Raw genomic sequence first — 15636 nt, 5'->3', positions numbered from 1 at the left:
GTGGACCGTGGGTGCCCGGCCGGCATCCGGTCTTCCCTGCGCCCTCTGACAATGAGGGTGTACGAGACTATGCAAAGCTCGGGCGAGAAAAGCCGCGAGGGTGTGAAGGTGTGTCTGCGAGTTGAGATGCCATTCGCAAAAGCGCCAGCGCCGGAGACGACAACACCGCCGATCTATGAATGCCGGTTCATTGCTGCGGAGAATTCGAATCGATAAGAACGGGCTCGTTGCGCGGATCGATCGCGTGTTGAACCTTTCGATCGTGCTCCGGACGAATCCTTCAAGGCAACGCTATTTGTTGCCGCGGCGCCTGCGCCGATCGACGTCAGGCGCCGGAGCCTCTTTCGATCGGGGGAATTTCACATGAAGTATTTTCTGTCTGCACTGTTCGCGATCGGCCTTTCGATCGCCGCCGCGCCGTCGGTCGCGGCCGACGCCCGCAACGTCACCGTCGTCAACGAGACCGGCTATGCCATCAAATTCCTGGGCTTCAACGCCCCGGACGATGGCATGGACGAATGGGACAACGAGCTCGACAAGGTTTTGCAGAACCAGGCGAGCACCTATGTCGAGTTCGAGGATGACGACGAGGGCTGCGTCTGGAACATCCGCGTCGACTGGCAGAACTATGACGAGACCGTGCTCTGGAAGAACGTCAACCTCTGCAAGTTCACCGCGCTTCGGCTGCGCTACGATTCCGGTACCAAGACCACCTCGTTCGTCGCCGAGTAACCTGACCTGACATGGTCCAGAGGAGGGGCCTCGCCCTTCCTCGCCGCAATGTGCAAGATGGCGAATTCGTCCTTTGCAAGCGCAAGCGGCTTTGTTATACGCAGCCGCGCGCGAACGACGGGTTCGCCCTTTTCCTCGGTAGCTCAGCGGTAGAGCATCCGACTGTTAATCGGATGGTCGCAGGTTCGAATCCTGCCCGGGGAGCCATTTCAGAGCAAATTCAATGAGTTGCACTCACATCTTTGCGTGATGCGCGATCCCGTTGCGGTCACCTCTGAACATTGCTCCTCGATCTCCGCGTGGAATCACGTTCAATCAGATGTGTGCGATGGCATCGACACGCCACGAGGGCGGCACCAAATCGACTCATTTCCAATCGAGCTTCGCCGTGCCGGATCTTTACGGAGCTGATTCCCATGCCAGACATCCAGGTCGACCGTTCCGAAATGGCCCCCTCGATTCTGCCGGCCGACATTCCCGAACTCAGCGACGATGAGTGCCTCGCCTGTCTGGCGCGTGCGGTCGAGACACACGATTCGGCACGGCTGGATGAAGTCGCCGCACTGATCAGCCGCCTCGCGGTCACGATCGAATAAGCCTCGCCCTCGACGCAGAGAGTTGCGAAGGCCTCGGATCGCCGGGGCCAACGGCCATGTTGCGTTTTCGCCGGGCATGTTCCAAAGATGCCGCAACTTTCGTCCGCGGCATCGTCCGCCTTGCAGGGTCCGCAAATGTCCGGTTTTTCGACCGCGCGCCTAAAAATGGTCGATGGCCAGGTGCGCACCAGTGACGTCACCGACCGTCGTGTTCTCGACGCCATGCTCATGGTTCCGCGCGAGGCCTTCGTGCCGGCCAGCCGGCAGGCGTTGGCTTATCTCGATCTCGACCTCGACGTCAGCGAGGGCGGCGCCAAGCGCTTTCTGATCAAGCCGCAGCTGACCGGCAAGCTGCTCCAGGCTGCCGAGATCGGCGAGGGCGACAATGTGCTGGTCGTTGGCTGCGCCACGGGCTATCTCGCCGCGCTGACGGCCAAGCTTGCCCGCCAGGTCACCGCGACGGAATGCGATTCGGCCTTGGCCGCGAAGGCCAGGGACGCATTCGCCGCCCTCGGGCTTGCCAACGTTGCCTGCAAGGCCGCCGCCTGCAGCGAGGGTGATGCCGCTGGTGCTCCCTATGATGTGATCGTCCTCAACGGCGCCACCGAGATGACGCCGGCAGGGCTGCTCGGGCAGCTCAAGGAGGGCGGGCGCCTGGTGGGGGTCTCGGCCGAATCCAGACCGCCGCGAGCCATGATCGTGACCCATACCCACGGCGAATTCGGCCATCGGGCGCTGTTCGATGCTGCAGCCCCGGTCCTTCCCGGGCTGGAACGCGCCGCCGCCTTCGTCTTCTGACGGCCCGATTGACGGCTTTCGCCTGTTAAAATCCCGTTCTGAATCAGAAGTGTGGCCGGGATGCTGCACGTAAAGAGTTTCCACTGAGAACCGCCCTCAGGTGGTTCCGTCGCGCTTGACCGCGTCCTATGTTGCGGCGGGGCAACGACTCCACTCGGATACGGTAACCAGGCTCGCGGGCACGAGCGTGGCGTTAGAATGAACGGAATTTTTGGATGCATGGGGTGAAGCTCTTCACCGGAGCAGCGGCTTCGGTCCTGTTGCTGGCACTTGCCGGGCCGACGCCTGCCTTGGCGGATACGATCGAGGCTGCGCTGGTGCGCGCCTATCAGAACAATCCGCAGCTCAACGCGCAGCGCGCCCAGGCGCGCTCGACCGACGAGAACGTGCCGCAGGCGCTGTCGGGCTACCGCCCCAAGGTCAATGTGACCCTCGGCACCGGGTATCAATATCAGGATATCCAGGCGGTGCAGAAGGGCGCGTCGCTCCACAACCCCGACCCGTTGCAGCCCAACAGCGCCAGCCTGACCGTCAACCAGACGCTCTACAACGGCAATCAGACCGCCAACAGGACACGTGCGGCCGAGAGCCAGGTCTCGGGGTCCCGAGAGGCGTTGCGTGTGCTCGAGCAGACGGTCCTGCTGCAGGCCGCCACGAGCTACATGGACTACCTGCGGGATTCGGCAACTCTCGAAGTTCAGCGCAGCAACGTGCGCGTGCTCGAACAGACGCTCAAGCAAACGCGCGATCGCTTCAATGTCGGCGAGGTCACGCGCACGGACGTGGCGCAATCCGAAGCGCAGCTCGCTGCCGGCAGGACCCAGGCCCTGACCGCCGAATCGAATCTCACGACGACGCGCGCGAACTTCCGCCGGATCATCGGCAACGAGCCCTCGAACCTTGCCCCGGGCTCGCCGGTCGATCGCTTCCTGCCCGCGAGCATCGCCTCCGCGGTCAGTCTCAGCCTGGTGGAAAACCCCAATGTCACGGCTTCGATGTACGGCATCGACGTCAATTATCTGCAGGTCAAGATCAACGAAGGCGCGCTGCTGCCGACGGTCACGGTCCAGGCTGCTGTCAGTACGTCCTACCAGCAGACCCTGAATGTCTTCCGAACGAATACCGCGTCCGCGATTGCGACGGCCTCCGTGCCGATCTATCAGGGCGGCGCAGAATATGCGCTGATCCGCCAATCGAAAGAGAACCTGGCGCAGCAGCGCCTGAATCTCGAAACCACCCGCGACCAGACCCGCGCCAACGTCGTGCAGGCCTGGGGACAGTTGGAAGCGGGCAAGGCGCAGGTGCAGTCCGCACAGGCGCAGGTCACGGCGTCCGAGATCGCGCTGAACGGCGTGCGCGAAGAGGCCAAGGCCGGTCAGCGCACCACGCTGGACGTCCTCAACGCGCAGCAGGCCCTGGTGAACGCGCGCGTTGCGCTCGTCACCGCCCAGCATGACCGCGTGGTGGCGTCCTATTCGGTGCTCAACGCGGTCGGTCGTCTCGCGCCTCAGGTGCTCGGCCTTGCGACCACGGTCTACGATCCCAGCGTGCACTACCAACAAGTCCGCGACAGCTGGGCCGGCGTGCGCACGCCCGACGGGCGCTAAAGTCCCGTAGTCATCCGGTCGGCCTCGCAAACAGCCGAGGTCGACCGGTGCTTTGCTTGCAATCGTCAAAATCCCTGACATAGCCTTATCAAGAAGATGCGGGTCGATTCGCCCCGCACCTGATGCCGTGTGCGTAAAGCATGAGTGCCGAGGGCAGGGGCGCACCGCTGTACGTTGAGCCGTGATCTGGGGACAAGTCGGGCTGTCGCGACGAAAATGTCGGGGCTGCCCATCCGGAACCGGCCAATCCTGTCGTGCTTGGTGTAAAACAACGCATGCGAGGGCGTTGAGGATGTGGAGTCGGAGATGACGCAGCCTGCAAAGGTCACAGAACCCTCGATGGAGGAGATTCTGGCCTCGATCCGGCGCATCATTGCCGACGACGAGGCCAAGCCGCCGCAGGCGGAGGCCGCCAAGCCCGAGAGAGCTGCGGCCCCCGCCGCGCCGCCGAAGCCGCAGGCGATCAACGACGTCCCGCCATCCAAGGTCGCGCCGGCCAAACCAGCCAGCGAGAAGCCTGCACCGCCTCCCGCCGCAAAGCCTGCACCGCCGCCGCCACCCGCAGCTGCAGCGGATGCATCCAACAATCAGGACGATATCGACGCGCTGCTGGCGGGGCTCGACACGGCCACGCCTGCGCCGGAAACGCGCGCTCCCGAGCCGGAGCCCGAACCTGAGCCCGACGTGCTGGAATTGACCGACGAGATGGCGATCGCGATGGAGCCGACGCCGCCGCCACCGCCGCCGAACTTCCGCAAGGTCGAACCGCGCGACGATCTCGAATTCGCCGAATCGCCGCCGCCGCGCCCGACGCCGCCGCCGCCGCCGGCATCCTATGCGCCCGTGGACTTCGATGCGCCGCCACTGCCGCCCCAACAGCCGATCCTGGCCCAATCGACGGTCTCGGCGGTCGAATCCGCCTTCAATTCCCTGGCCCATACGGTGCTCAGCAGCAATGCGCGGACGCTGGAGGATCTGGTCAAGGAGATGCTGCGTCCGATGCTGAAGTCCTGGCTCGATGACAATTTGCCGGGCCTCGTAGAACGCATCGTGAAGGCCGAAATCGAGCGGGTCTCACGCGGCGGCAGATGAGGACGGCCGTAGAGCCCTCATAAAGCCCCGCTTGTGCGTCATATTCGGCCCCCGACCGGACCGGAAAGCCCTGTTGCCGCTGGCTTTCCGCTGACCTTTCCGTTGACTTGGACCCCGCACGCGGCTTTCTAGCACCCCCATGATCGAGAAAAATTACCAGCCCGCCGATATCGAAGCCCGCATGTCCGTGGTGTGGGAGGACAGCCTTGCCTTCAAGGCAGGCCGCCCCGACCGCCGCGACGCTGTGCCTTTTACCATCGTGATCCCGCCGCCGAACGTGACGGGCTCGCTGCACATGGGCCACGCCCTCAACAACACGCTCCAGGACATCCTGTGCCGCTTCGAGCGCATGCGCGGCCGTGACGTGCTGTGGCAGCCCGGCACCGACCATGCCGGCATCGCCACCCAGATGGTGGTCGAGCGGCAGCTGGTGGAGCGCCAGCAACCCAGTCGCCGCGAGATGGGCCGCGAGAAGTTTCTGGAACGGGTCTGGCAGTGGAAGGCCGAGAGCGGCGACACCATCATCAACCAGCTCAAGCGGCTCGGCGCGTCCTGCGACTGGTCGCGCGAACGCTTCACCATGGACGAGGGCCTGTCCAAGGCCGTCATCAAGGTGTTCGTCGAACTCCACCGCGACGGCCTGATCTACAAGGACAAGCGGCTGGTGAATTGGGACACCAAGCTGCTCACCGCGATCTCCGATCTCGAAGTGCAGCAGACCGAGGTCAAGGGCAGCCTGTGGTACCTGCGCTATCCGATCGAGGGCAAGATTTTCAACCCCGAGGATCCCTCGAGCTTCATCGTCGTTGCCACCACGCGCCCGGAGACCATGCTCGGTGACACCGGCGTGGCCGTGCATCCCGACGACGAGCGCTATCAAAAGCTGGTCGGCAAGCACATCATCCTGCCGCTGGTCGGCCGCAAGGTGCAGATTGTCGCCGATGACTATTCCGATCCGGAGAAGGGCTCGGGCGCGGTCAAGGTGACGCCGGCGCATGACTTCAACGATTTTGAAGTCGGCAATCGACACGGCCTGCGCCGCATCAGCGTGCTCGACAAGGAAGGCTGCCTCGATCTCCTCGACAACGAGGATTATCTGCGCGATCTGCCGGAAGGCGCTTCGCAATTCGCCGAGGAGTTTCACAAGGTCGACCGCTTCGCTGCGCGCAAGCGCATCGTCGAACGGCTGGATTCGTTCGGCTTCGTCGAGCGGATCGAGCCGCACACCAACATGGTGCCGCATGGCGATCGCTCCGGCACCGTGATCGAGCCGTACCTGACCGACCAATGGTACGTCGACGCCAAGACACTCGCAAAACCGGCGATGGCGGCGGTGCGTTCGGGCGAGACCACCTTCGTGCCGAAGAATTGGGAAAAGACGTACTTCGAGTGGATGGAGAACATCCAGCCCTGGTGCATCTCGCGCCAGCTCTGGTGGGGCCATCAAATCCCGGCCTGGTACGGGCCGGACGGCAAGGTGTTCGTCGCCGAGACCGAGGAGGAGGCCGTCAGCCACGCGCTCGGCTATTACGTCGAGCAGGAGGTCATCACGGTCGAGCAAGGCCGCGAGATGGCGCTCGACCGCAACAAGCGCGAGGGCTTCATCACCCGCGACGAGGACGTGCTCGACACCTGGTTCTCCTCGGCGCTGTGGCCGTTCTCGACCCTCGGCTGGCCCGAAGACGCGCCCGAAGTGCAGCGCTACTACCCGACCAACGCGCTGGTGACCGGCTTCGACATCATTTTCTTCTGGGTCGCCCGCATGATGATGATGGGCCTGCACTTCATGAAGGAGGTGCCGTTCTCGACGATCTACATCCACGCCCTCGTTCGCGACGAGAAGGGCGCCAAGATGTCGAAGTCGAAGGGCAACGTCATCGATCCGCTCAACCTGATCGACGAATATGGCGCGGACGCGCTGCGCTTCACGTTGGCCGCGATGGCGGCGCAGGGGCGCGACATCAAGCTCGCCACCAGCCGTGTCGAAGGCTATCGCAATTTCGCGACCAAGCTCTGGAATGCCTCGCGCTTCGCCGAGATGAATCATTGCGCCGTGCCCGAGGGTTTCGAGCCGGCGAAGGTCAAGGAGACACTGAACCGCTGGATCGCGCATGAGAGCGCGCACACCACGCGCGAGGTCACCGAGGCGATCGAGGCCTATCGCTTCAACGATGCCGCAGGCAGCATCTACCGCTTCGTCTGGAACGTCTATTGCGACTGGTACGTCGAGCTCGCAAAGCCCGTGCTGCTCGGCCCCGACAGCCCCGCCAAGGATGAGACCCGTGCGATGGTCGCATGGGCGCGCGACGAAATCCTGAAGCTGCTCCACCCCTTCATGCCCTTCATCACCGAGGAGCTGTGGGAGGTGACGGCCAAGCGCGACGGTCTGCTCGCGCTGGCAGAGTGGCCGCTGAAGCCGACCGCGCCGACGCCGGAGCAGCTTGCGATGCTCGCGGCGACGACGGGGCCGACCGACGCGCTCGTCTCGCCGGCCTGGGTGCTGCCGATCTTCGACCATGCCGACTTCACCGATCCCGCGGCCGAGGCCGAGATCGGCTGGGTGATCGACCTCGTCACGCAGATTCGTTCGGTGCGCGCCGAGATGAACATCGCGCCCGCAACGCTGACAGCGCTGGTGCTCGCGGGCGCCTCGGCCGAGACAAGGGAGCGCGCGCCGCGCTGGAGCGACGTCATCAAGCGCATGGCGCGGCTGTCCGACATCTCCTTCGCCGACCGCGCGCCTGACGGCGCAGTCCAGCTCCTGGTGCGCGGCGAGGTGGCCGCGTTGCCGCTGAAGGGCGTGATCGACGTCGCTGCTGAAAGCACGCGCCTCGACAAGGAGATCGGTAAAGCCGATGCCGACATCAAGCGCGCCGAATCCAAGCTGGCCAACGAGAAATTCGTCGCCAACGCGGCGGAAGAGGTCGTCGAGGAGGAGCGCGAAAAGCGCGAGGCCGCGCTCGCCCGCAAGGCCAAGCTGCTGGAGGCGCTGGAGCGGCTGAAGCAGGCGTCTTAGGCCTACTTCGGGAACGGCTTGCTCAGGAACTTCGAACCTTTGACGCCATAGCGCCAGGGCAGCTCGACGGCCTTGGTGATGCCGATCCGGATTCCAGTCGCAACCTCCACGTCGACCGTCCGCGCATGAAGCGCGATCGGCGGCCGGTCCAGCGGCAAGGCGTTGTGGGCGATGGTGATGCCGAGCGCCTCGGTCAATTTGCCCGGTCCCGAGCACAGCGCATGCACATCGGCCGCATGGCGCCGGCGGCGCATCGTCGCGATCCCATGCGTCGGCTCCAGCGCGCGGATCAGCACGGCGGCGGCCGAGCCTTCCTCCTCGCAAACGAAGTTCACGCACCAGTGGATGCCGTAGGAGCGGTAGACATAGGCAAAGCCGGGCGGGCCGAACATCACCTGGTTCCGCGGCGTCGGGCCGTTGTAGGAGTGCGCCGCCGGCTCGGTATGATGATAGGCCTCGACCTCGACAATGAGGCCGCCGACGCCGTCGACCAGCATGGTCGCACCAACTAGATCGTGTGCGACCTCGCGGACGCTGCGCGCAAAAAAGGCACGCTTCAGGGGCTTGCCGAGCCGTGGCGTGGAAGCTTTCGAGACTGGAGCCATTCGAGGTGAGAATCGCCTGAGAACAGAGCAGGATATTGCCCATATCTGCCATGTTCCCTGAAGCAGGGCGAGCCGGGTTGCGATGCGTGGCGAGACCGATTAGGTAGAACCCGAACAGACCGGACACCCCATGGTCGTTATTGTCGACACCATCTCGAACCCGCTGCGCCCGCGTCACCCCGAAAAGGTGAACCGCCCCGATTCCGCTTCGCCGCCGAAGCCGGACTGGATCCGCGTGCGTGCGCCCAACACCCGCGGCTATGCGGACACCCGCAACATCGTGCGCGCCAACGGCCTGCACACGGTGTGCGAGGAGGCGGGCTGCCCGAATATCGGGGAGTGCTGGGACAAGAAGCACGCGACCTTCATGATCATGGGTGACACCTGCACCCGCGCCTGCGCGTTCTGCAACGTCAAGACCGGCATGCCGAACGCGCTCGACGCGGCTGAGCCGCAGAATGTCGCCGAGGCCGTGGCCAAGCTTGGACTGGCGCACGTGGTCATCACGTCCGTCGACCGCGACGATCTCACCGATGGCGGCGCCGCGCATTTCGCCCAGACCATCCGCGCGATCCGCGCCGCATGCCCCTCGACCACGATCGAGATCCTGACGCCCGACTTCCTGCGCAAGGAGGGAGCGCTGGAAGTCGTCGTCGCGGCGAAGCCCGACGTGTTCAACCACAATCTCGAGACCGTGCCGTCGTGCTATCTGACGGTGCGGCCGGGCGCACGCTATTTCCATTCGATCCGGCTGTTGCAGCGGGTCAAGGAACTCGATCCCACGATCTTCACCAAATCCGGCATCATGGTCGGCCTCGGCGAGGAGCGCCACGAGGTGCAGCAGGTGATGGACGATCTGCGCTCCGCCGACGTCGATTTCCTGACCATCGGGCAATATCTCCAGCCAACCCGCAAGCATCACGCCGTGATGCGCTACGTGCCGCCGGATGAGTTTTCGTCCTATGAGAAGGTCGCCTACACCAAGGGCTTCCTGATGGTGTCGGCGAGCCCGCTCACCCGTTCCTCGCACCATGCCGGCGAGGACTTTGCGAGACTGAAGGCCGCGCGGGCCGCGACGGCCCGCTGAACCGCCATGCCCAAATTTTCGAGCAAGCGCCGTGTCGATCACAGCGCATCCGAGATGTTTGATCTGGTCGCCGACGTCGAGCGCTACCCGGAATTCGTGCCGCTGTGCAGCGCGCTGAAGGTCCGTCAGCGCCTGGCGAAACCCGACGGCACCGAGGTGCTGGTCGCGGACATGACGGTGTCGTTCAAGCTGGTCAAGGAAACCTTCACCAGCCGCGTGACGCTCGACCGCGCCAATCTGAAGATCCTGGTCGAATATCTGCAAGGTCCCTTCAGCAATCTGGAAAACCGTTGGACGTTCGAGCCCAAAAGCCAACAGGATGGCAATGATGTCTGCGACGTCGGCTTCTTCCTCGCCTATGAGTTCAGGAGCCGCATGCTGGCGCTGCTGATGGGCTCGATGTTCGACGCCGCTTTCGCGCGGTTCTCCATTGCGTTCGAAAAGCGCGCGGACGCGATCTACGGACGGCGGAAGTTGGCGTCGTCGTAGCTTGTCGCAACTCTTTTGTCCCGGACGCGGTGCAGCGCGCAGCGCTGCTCCGCAGAGCCGGGACCCAGAGTGCCGCTAGGATGGGCCTCGGCTCTGCAGCGCACCGCTGAAGGAGCGCTGCGCTGCGTCCGGGGCACGAGCCTCTTACTTCAATCCACCGCCTTCACCACGTCCGGCGGCTGCGAGGCGTAGTACGCCGCGGCGGCCTCGATCTCCTGCGGCGTCATCGCACGCCCGATGTTGCGCATCTGCTGGCTGATGTCGTTGCGGCGCTCGCCGGATGCAAAGGCCTGAAGCTGCGCCTTCAGATAAACCTCGGACTGTCCCTCCAGCCATGGGCTGCCGGTCTTGTTGTCGAGGCTGCCATGACAGGCGCCGCAGGGTGCGATCCCGCGCATCGGAGCGCCGTAGATGACGATGTTGGGCTTGGGCAGAAGCGGCGTCGGATGATAGGCCGGCAGCCGCGGCAGATAGGCGTAGTAGTTCGAGAGATCGGCAATCTCCTGGTCCGTCAGATTGACGGCGAATGGCGACATCACGGCATTGGTGCGCGCGCCCGAGCGGAAATCGTGCAGCTCCTTGTAGATCACGGCCGCATACTGGCCGGCGAGGTTCGGCGAATCCGCGCGGCTGATCCCGGTCGGGCCGTGGCAGATCGCGCAGCGCTGCGCCAGTGTTGCGCCGCGGCCGATCGCCTCCTGGCTCGGACGCGACAGGGTGCGGGAGGTCAGCACGACTTCCGACAACCGCTTGGTCTGCTCGGGCGCGGTGACACTCGCCGCGCGCTGTGGGACGCCGGCGGCGCTGCAGATCGCGTCCCAGACGTTGGCGAACTGGACCCAGGGCTGCGCGAAGGGCAGCACGACGAAACCGGCAATCGCCGTCACGACCAGGATCGCTGCGGTGATGCCGACGCCGACGGTGAAATGCCTGTTGCTGAACGTGAACAGGTCGCGCGTGCTCATCACTGCGCTCCCACATAGACGGCCGGCACCGAGGTGCCTTCACTCAGCGCCAGATTAAGGATCGGATAGCCGTAATTGGTTAGCGTCAGCGCGATCATCAGCGCCACCCACAGCGCATGCGTGTTGAGCGCGACCGGCACCGTTGCAGGCTGGTGCACGGCAATCGCGAAGCGATACGGACCCGCGTCAACCTGAGGCGCACGCATGCCGCGCGCCAGGATGACGATGAACATGATGCCCGACGCCAGCAGGATGAAGCCGCCGATTGCAGAGAGGGTGACCGAGAGCGCCTGCGGCGCGATCGCGGGATCGGCGAAGTCGAAATAGGCCATGCGGCGCGGCATGCCCAGAATACCGACCCAATGCCAGGGAAAGGTGGTGACGATCATGCCGATGAACCACAGCCAGAGCTGGGTGCGGATCAGGCGGATATCAATCAGCTCCCGCCCCGTCAGATGCGGCCACAGATCATAGGCGATCACAAAATACATGATGACGATGGCGCCGCCAAAAATCAGGTGGAAATGGCCGGTGATCCACTGCGTGTTGTGAATGGAGGCGTCGAGCTGGTAGCTCATGTTGATGAGCCCGCCGGCGCCACCGAAGCCCAGCATGACGAACGAAAACGCGAGCGCCAGCATCATCGGGTTGTCCCAGGGCAGGGCCCTGGTCCAGCCGAACATCCCGCGGCCGCCACGCAGGCGCGCGGCGATCTCGACGGAGGCGCAGATCGTGAATACGGTCAGCAGCGTCGGCAGCGCGACCAGCGCAGTGAAGGCCGAATGGATGAACTTGAAGCCGGCACCGACCTGCGGATCGGCAAAGGTGTGATGCATGCCGATCGGCATCGCCACCACCAGGAACAGGATGAAGGAGATCCGCGCCATGCTGTCGGAATAGACCCGGCCGCCGATCGCGCGCGGCACGATGGTGTAATAGGCGATGTAGGTCGGCATCAGCCAGAAATAGACGATGGCGTGCAACGTCCAGGAGAAGAATATGCGGGCGAGGCCCGCGTCGATCGTGGCCTTCAGCCCGGCCGCGACGGGAATGATCTGGAGCAACAGCTCGAGCGCCGCGCCGACCGCTGTCCAGGCCCACAGATAGGAGCCCGCGACATTGGCGAACATCGCCAGCGGCACCGGCGCGCCGGGATGGGCCTTTCGCCAGACGCGCAGATTGACCGACATCAGCGCGACCCAGACCCAGGAGCCGACCACGACCAGCACGACGCCGAGGTAGTAGAAAACGTTGCCGATCAGCGGCGGATAGAACGTGTAGAGCACCGAGGCGCGCCCCAGCGCGATCGGGATCACCGCCATGACGCTGCCGGCGACGATCAGCCAGAACCCGGCCCAGGCCCAGCGCACGCCCACCAGACGCTGCTCCAGCGCGGACTCGCTGATGGCATAGCCAAAGCCCATCGCGACCAGGGTCGGGAAGACATAGCCCATCACCGTGCCGTGCGCGGTCAGCGAGCGGTAATAGAGCTCGGGATTGGACAGCCAGGTGCCGATCGGGCTGCGGATGAACATCTGCCAGGCGCCGAGCGTGAGCGCGATGCCGAACACGCCGAAGGCCAGCCAGAAATGCGCGAGGATGAGCTTCCTATTGACCAACACAGCTCAGCCTCCCACTGCTCTTCGCGCGATCAGCAAATTCCGTCTTGTCGATCACCTTGACCTTGCCCCACATGCCCTCGTGGCCGAACGAGCAAAACTCCTGGCAGGGCATCAGATAGTCGCCGGCCTTGGTGAAGCGCATGAGCTGTTCGGAGATGTAACCCGGCACCAGCATGGTGTTGACGTTGGTGCCCTGGATCAGGATGCCGTGGACGACATCGGCGCTGGTGGCGCGCAGCGTGATCGGCGTATCCACGGGCACCACGATGCAGGCCGGCGTGAAGGAATATTGTTGGCCGATCGCGCGCACGGTCACATTGCCATTGGCCTCAAGCACGCTGCCGAGATTGCTTTCGACGAACTCGCCTGAGAGATGCAGTCGCGACGGATCGGTAGTCTCGACGCGCGGCTGCGGCATGGTCGCGCGATGAATGCCGGCGAACGCCGCCAGCAGCGCCATCATCACCACGATGATCACGGCGATGGTGCCCCAGCGCCGCTCGACGCGGGCCGCGACCTCGGCGCTGCTGTGGGTTTGCTCTGCGCTCATTGCAGCGACCCGCGCGGCAGGAAGACGAACAGATAGAAGGCGAACCACATCGCGACCACGCAGGCCGTGGCGATGCCGGCGATCACGATCGCGCCCGATGATCCCTGTGCCACGACTTCCTCGACGGCCTGGTCGGCGGCGGCTGGGCTGGTCGGCGGATCGGAATTGAACATGGCGGCCCTCAGTTCAGCGGTGCCGAGCGCAGCTCGTTGGCCTCGCGCGCCGAGACCGGCGTGCCACGATTGCCCCAGGCTGTGCGGATATAGGAGACGACGGCGGCAACCTCGTTGTCGGACAGGAGGCCGGCGAAGGGCGGCATGCCGTAGGGCGTCGGGTTGCCCTTGGTGCCCGGCGGATAACCGCCATTGAGCACCATGCGGATCGGGTTGACCGCCGACTGCATCTCGATCGACTGGTTGTTGGCGAGCGGCGGCCAGTGCGGCGGCTTGCCTTCGCCCTGCGGGCCATGACAGCTCGCGCAGTTCTTGTCGTAGACGGTCTTGCCGAGGCTGATCAGCAGGCTGCTCTCGGTGGTCGGCAGTGCCGAGCTCGCGGCCGGCGGAGGTGAGGGCTCCGCGATGCCCTTGAGGTACACGGCCATTGCCCTGGTGTCCTCGTCGTTGAGATATTGCAGGCTGTTGTGGACGACCTCGGCCATCGGGCCGTAGACCACGCCACGCATGGAGACACCGGTCTGGAGCAGGTCGGTGATGTCCTTGATGCTCCAGTCGCCGAGCCCCGCCTCACGGTTGTTGGTGAGAGACGGTGCGTACCAGTTCTGCATCGGGATCAAGCCGCCCTTGAAGGTGTCCGCTTGCGAGGTGCCGCCGAGCGCATTGATCGGCGAATGACACATGCCGCAATGACCGAGACCCTCGACCAGATAGGCGCCGCGATTCCATTCCACCGACTTGGTCGTGTCGGGCTTGAACTCGCCCTCGCGGAAGTACAGCGTGCGCCAGCCGAGGATGAGCTGGCGGTTGTCGTAAGGGAAGCGCAGCTCGTGCGGCTTGTTCTTCTGGTTCACCGGCGCGATCGAGCGCAGATAGGCGAAGATCGCGTCGCTGTCGGCACGCGTGACCTTCGTGTAGGAGGCGAACGGCATTGCCGGATAGATCAGCCCGCCGTCCGGGAAGCGGCCGTTGTGCATGGTCCTGTAGAAATCGTCCGCGCTCCATTTGCCGATGCCGGTCTCGGGATCCGGCGTGATGTTGGAGGTGTAGATCGTTCCGAACGGCGTCGGCATGGGACGGCCGCCGGCGAACAGGCGGCCCTCCGAGGCGGTGTGGCAGGCGGTGCAGTCGCCGGCGCGGGCGAGGTATTCGCCGCGCGTGACGACGTCATTGGCCTTGTCTTGGCTCTTGTCCTGCGCTTGCGCAGCCGTGGTCAGCGCGGCGAGGGCAAGGAGCGTGATCGCCAGTTTCGAACCCATCATCCGCCTCGTCAGTTGGGCTGGCTACCGCAGCCGAAGGGCAGCGCGTAGGTGCCTTTCGGCACGGGGGCCGGGCTGGCGGGGGCGGGCCGCGTCGCAAGCCAGGCGGCGACGGCGGTGACGTCGGCCTCGGTCAGGTGCCCGGCGACGAGCTGCATGCAGTCGGGCGATTTAGCCGTGCGGGTGCCGTAACGCCAGCCGCCGAGCTGGGCGCTGATGTAATTGGCGCGCAGACCCAGCAGGCCGGGGATTCCCGGCTGCATGCCGGTCAGTCCCGGGCCGTGGCAGCTCACGCAGGCGGGAATGCCGCGACCGGCGTCGCCGCTGGTGGCGAGCGCCTCTCCCTGCGCAAGGACGTCTTTGCTGACCTCGCTCGGCGAAGGCTGCGGCAGAGGCGGGTGCTCGCTGGCAAAATAGTCCGCCATCGCCTCCAGATACGGATCCGGCAGGAATTCCAGCAGATAGTTCATCGGCGGGTATTTGCGCCGGCCGCTGCGGAAGGCGAGCAGCTGGTTGTAGAGATAGCCGGCCGGCTTGCCGGCGAGACGCGGGAAATAGACGTCGCTGGTGCCTTCGCCCTTGTTGCCGTGACAGGGTGTGCAGGCTTCCACCCGCGCCGCCATGGTATCGGGCGGCTGGCTGGCCGTTTGTGCGGCCGCACCATTCATGCCAACGAAGGTTGCAATACCGACCAAGGTTGCAATGACGGCCAAGGCGGCAATGGCGATGGCCAGAGCAGTGTCGCGAGCGAACACTTTCGTCGCCTCCAGAAAGCAGGACCGGATCGATTCCTGGCCTCAACGTACAGAGGCATTGTTGCGCCAGTATAGTCGCGCGCAAGACGGGAAGGAAAGGACGACGTTTGGTCGCGTCTATGCGTCGCGCATAAAGATCGATTTCGACAAGATTGGCGTGCTTTCTTGAAAAGCAAACACAGGCTTGCAGTCTCGCGACGCATCTCGCCCGAGCTTTGCATCGCCTCGTACACCCTCATTGTCAGAGGGCGCAGGGAAGACCGGATGCCGGCCGGGCACCCACGGTCCAC

The 15636-nt window shown here is 64.6% G+C and carries 15 protein-coding genes and 1 tRNA gene; 9 read left to right on the top strand and 7 right to left on the bottom strand.

Annotation, left to right across the window (positions count from 1 at the left end; translation table 11 throughout):
* The first annotated feature begins 363 nt into the window (after window positions 1-363).
* From IVB31_RS21150 to IVB31_RS21120, 7 genes are all read left to right on the top strand, one after another.
* A complete protein-coding gene (locus IVB31_RS21150) occupies window positions 364-732 on the top strand; it encodes a hypothetical protein (protein WP_247326563.1) in 369 nt (122 codons plus the stop codon).
* A gap of 132 nt (window positions 733-864) precedes the next feature.
* A tRNA-Asn gene (locus IVB31_RS21145) sits at window positions 865-939 on the top strand.
* A 209-nt stretch (window positions 940-1148) separates the two neighbouring features.
* Complete coding sequence (locus tag IVB31_RS21140) at window positions 1149-1328, top strand: hypothetical protein (protein WP_247326561.1); 180 nt, start codon at window positions 1149-1151, stop codon at window positions 1326-1328.
* Between the two features lie 135 nt (window positions 1329-1463).
* Window positions 1464-2126, top strand: a complete 663-nt coding sequence (locus IVB31_RS21135; protein WP_247326559.1) for a protein-L-isoaspartate O-methyltransferase — start codon at window positions 1464-1466, stop codon at window positions 2124-2126.
* A 215-nt stretch (window positions 2127-2341) separates the two neighbouring features.
* Window positions 2342-3733 (top strand): TolC family outer membrane protein, encoded by a 1392-nt coding sequence (locus tag IVB31_RS21130; protein ID WP_247326557.1) that lies wholly within the window; start codon window positions 2342-2344, stop codon window positions 3731-3733.
* Window positions 3734-4039: 306 nt separating this feature from the next.
* Window positions 4040-4825 (top strand): DUF2497 domain-containing protein, encoded by a 786-nt coding sequence (locus IVB31_RS21125; RefSeq protein WP_247326554.1) that lies wholly within the window; start codon window positions 4040-4042, stop codon window positions 4823-4825.
* Window positions 4826-4964: 139 nt separating this feature from the next.
* Window positions 4965-7841, top strand: coding sequence for a valine--tRNA ligase (locus IVB31_RS21120; RefSeq protein WP_247326551.1), 2877 nt, complete (start codon window positions 4965-4967; stop codon window positions 7839-7841).
* Between the two features lie 2 nt (window positions 7842-7843).
* Here the strand turns inward: IVB31_RS21120 and IVB31_RS21115 are convergent, their stop codons facing one another.
* Entirely contained in the window at window positions 7844-8446 is a 603-nt protein-coding gene (locus tag IVB31_RS21115; RefSeq protein ID WP_247326540.1) for a DNA-3-methyladenine glycosylase, read from the bottom strand.
* A 130-nt stretch (window positions 8447-8576) separates the two neighbouring features.
* Between IVB31_RS21115 and lipA the strand changes: the two genes are divergently transcribed.
* Window positions 8577-9533: a lipoyl synthase gene (gene lipA, locus IVB31_RS21110; RefSeq protein ID WP_247326536.1), complete on the top strand. Its 957-nt coding sequence runs from the start codon at window positions 8577-8579 to the stop codon at window positions 9531-9533.
* A gap of 6 nt (window positions 9534-9539) precedes the next feature.
* Window positions 9540-10022, top strand: a complete 483-nt coding sequence (locus tag IVB31_RS21105) for an SRPBCC family protein (RefSeq protein ID WP_247326518.1) — start codon at window positions 9540-9542, stop codon at window positions 10020-10022.
* Window positions 10023-10171: 149 nt separating this feature from the next.
* Here the strand turns inward: IVB31_RS21105 and IVB31_RS21100 are convergent, their stop codons facing one another.
* Genes IVB31_RS21100 through IVB31_RS21075 form a run of 6 tightly spaced genes read right to left on the bottom strand, consistent with a single transcriptional unit; the run spans window position 10172 to window position 15259 of the window.
* Window positions 10172-10987 carry a c-type cytochrome gene (locus IVB31_RS21100; protein ID WP_247326507.1) on the bottom strand — a complete coding sequence of 272 codons (816 nt, stop codon included), beginning with the start codon at window positions 10985-10987 and terminating at the stop codon, window positions 10172-10174.
* Window positions 10987-12609 carry a b(o/a)3-type cytochrome-c oxidase subunit 1 gene (locus tag IVB31_RS21095; RefSeq protein ID WP_247326503.1) on the bottom strand — a complete coding sequence of 541 codons (1623 nt, stop codon included), beginning with the start codon at window positions 12607-12609 and terminating at the stop codon, window positions 10987-10989. Before IVB31_RS21095 ends, IVB31_RS21100 begins: the two co-directional genes overlap by 1 nt.
* Window positions 12596-13159 (bottom strand): cytochrome C oxidase subunit II, encoded by a 564-nt coding sequence (locus IVB31_RS21090; protein ID WP_247326501.1) that lies wholly within the window; start codon window positions 13157-13159, stop codon window positions 12596-12598. Before IVB31_RS21090 ends, IVB31_RS21095 begins: the two co-directional genes overlap by 14 nt.
* Window positions 13156-13332: a hypothetical protein gene (locus tag IVB31_RS21085; protein ID WP_247326498.1), complete on the bottom strand. Its 177-nt coding sequence runs from the start codon at window positions 13330-13332 to the stop codon at window positions 13156-13158. The genes IVB31_RS21090 and IVB31_RS21085 overlap by 4 nt, the downstream gene beginning before the upstream one ends.
* An 8-nt stretch (window positions 13333-13340) precedes the next feature.
* Entirely contained in the window at window positions 13341-14591 is a 1251-nt protein-coding gene (locus IVB31_RS21080) for a cytochrome c (RefSeq protein ID WP_247326569.1), read from the bottom strand.
* Window positions 14592-14602: 11 nt separating this feature from the next.
* The gene (locus IVB31_RS21075) at window positions 14603-15259 is read right to left on the bottom strand and encodes a c-type cytochrome (RefSeq protein ID WP_247326566.1); all 657 of its coding nucleotides are present in this window, start codon (window positions 15257-15259) and stop codon (window positions 14603-14605) included.
* Window positions 15260-15636 lie beyond the last annotated feature (377 nt).

The sequence above is a fragment of the Bradyrhizobium sp. 21 genome (assembly GCF_023073335.1).
GTDB lineage: Bacteria > Pseudomonadota > Alphaproteobacteria > Rhizobiales > Xanthobacteraceae > Bradyrhizobium.
The sequence above is the reverse complement of the archived record's forward strand: the minus strand, read 5'-3'. Positions and strand labels throughout refer to the sequence as shown.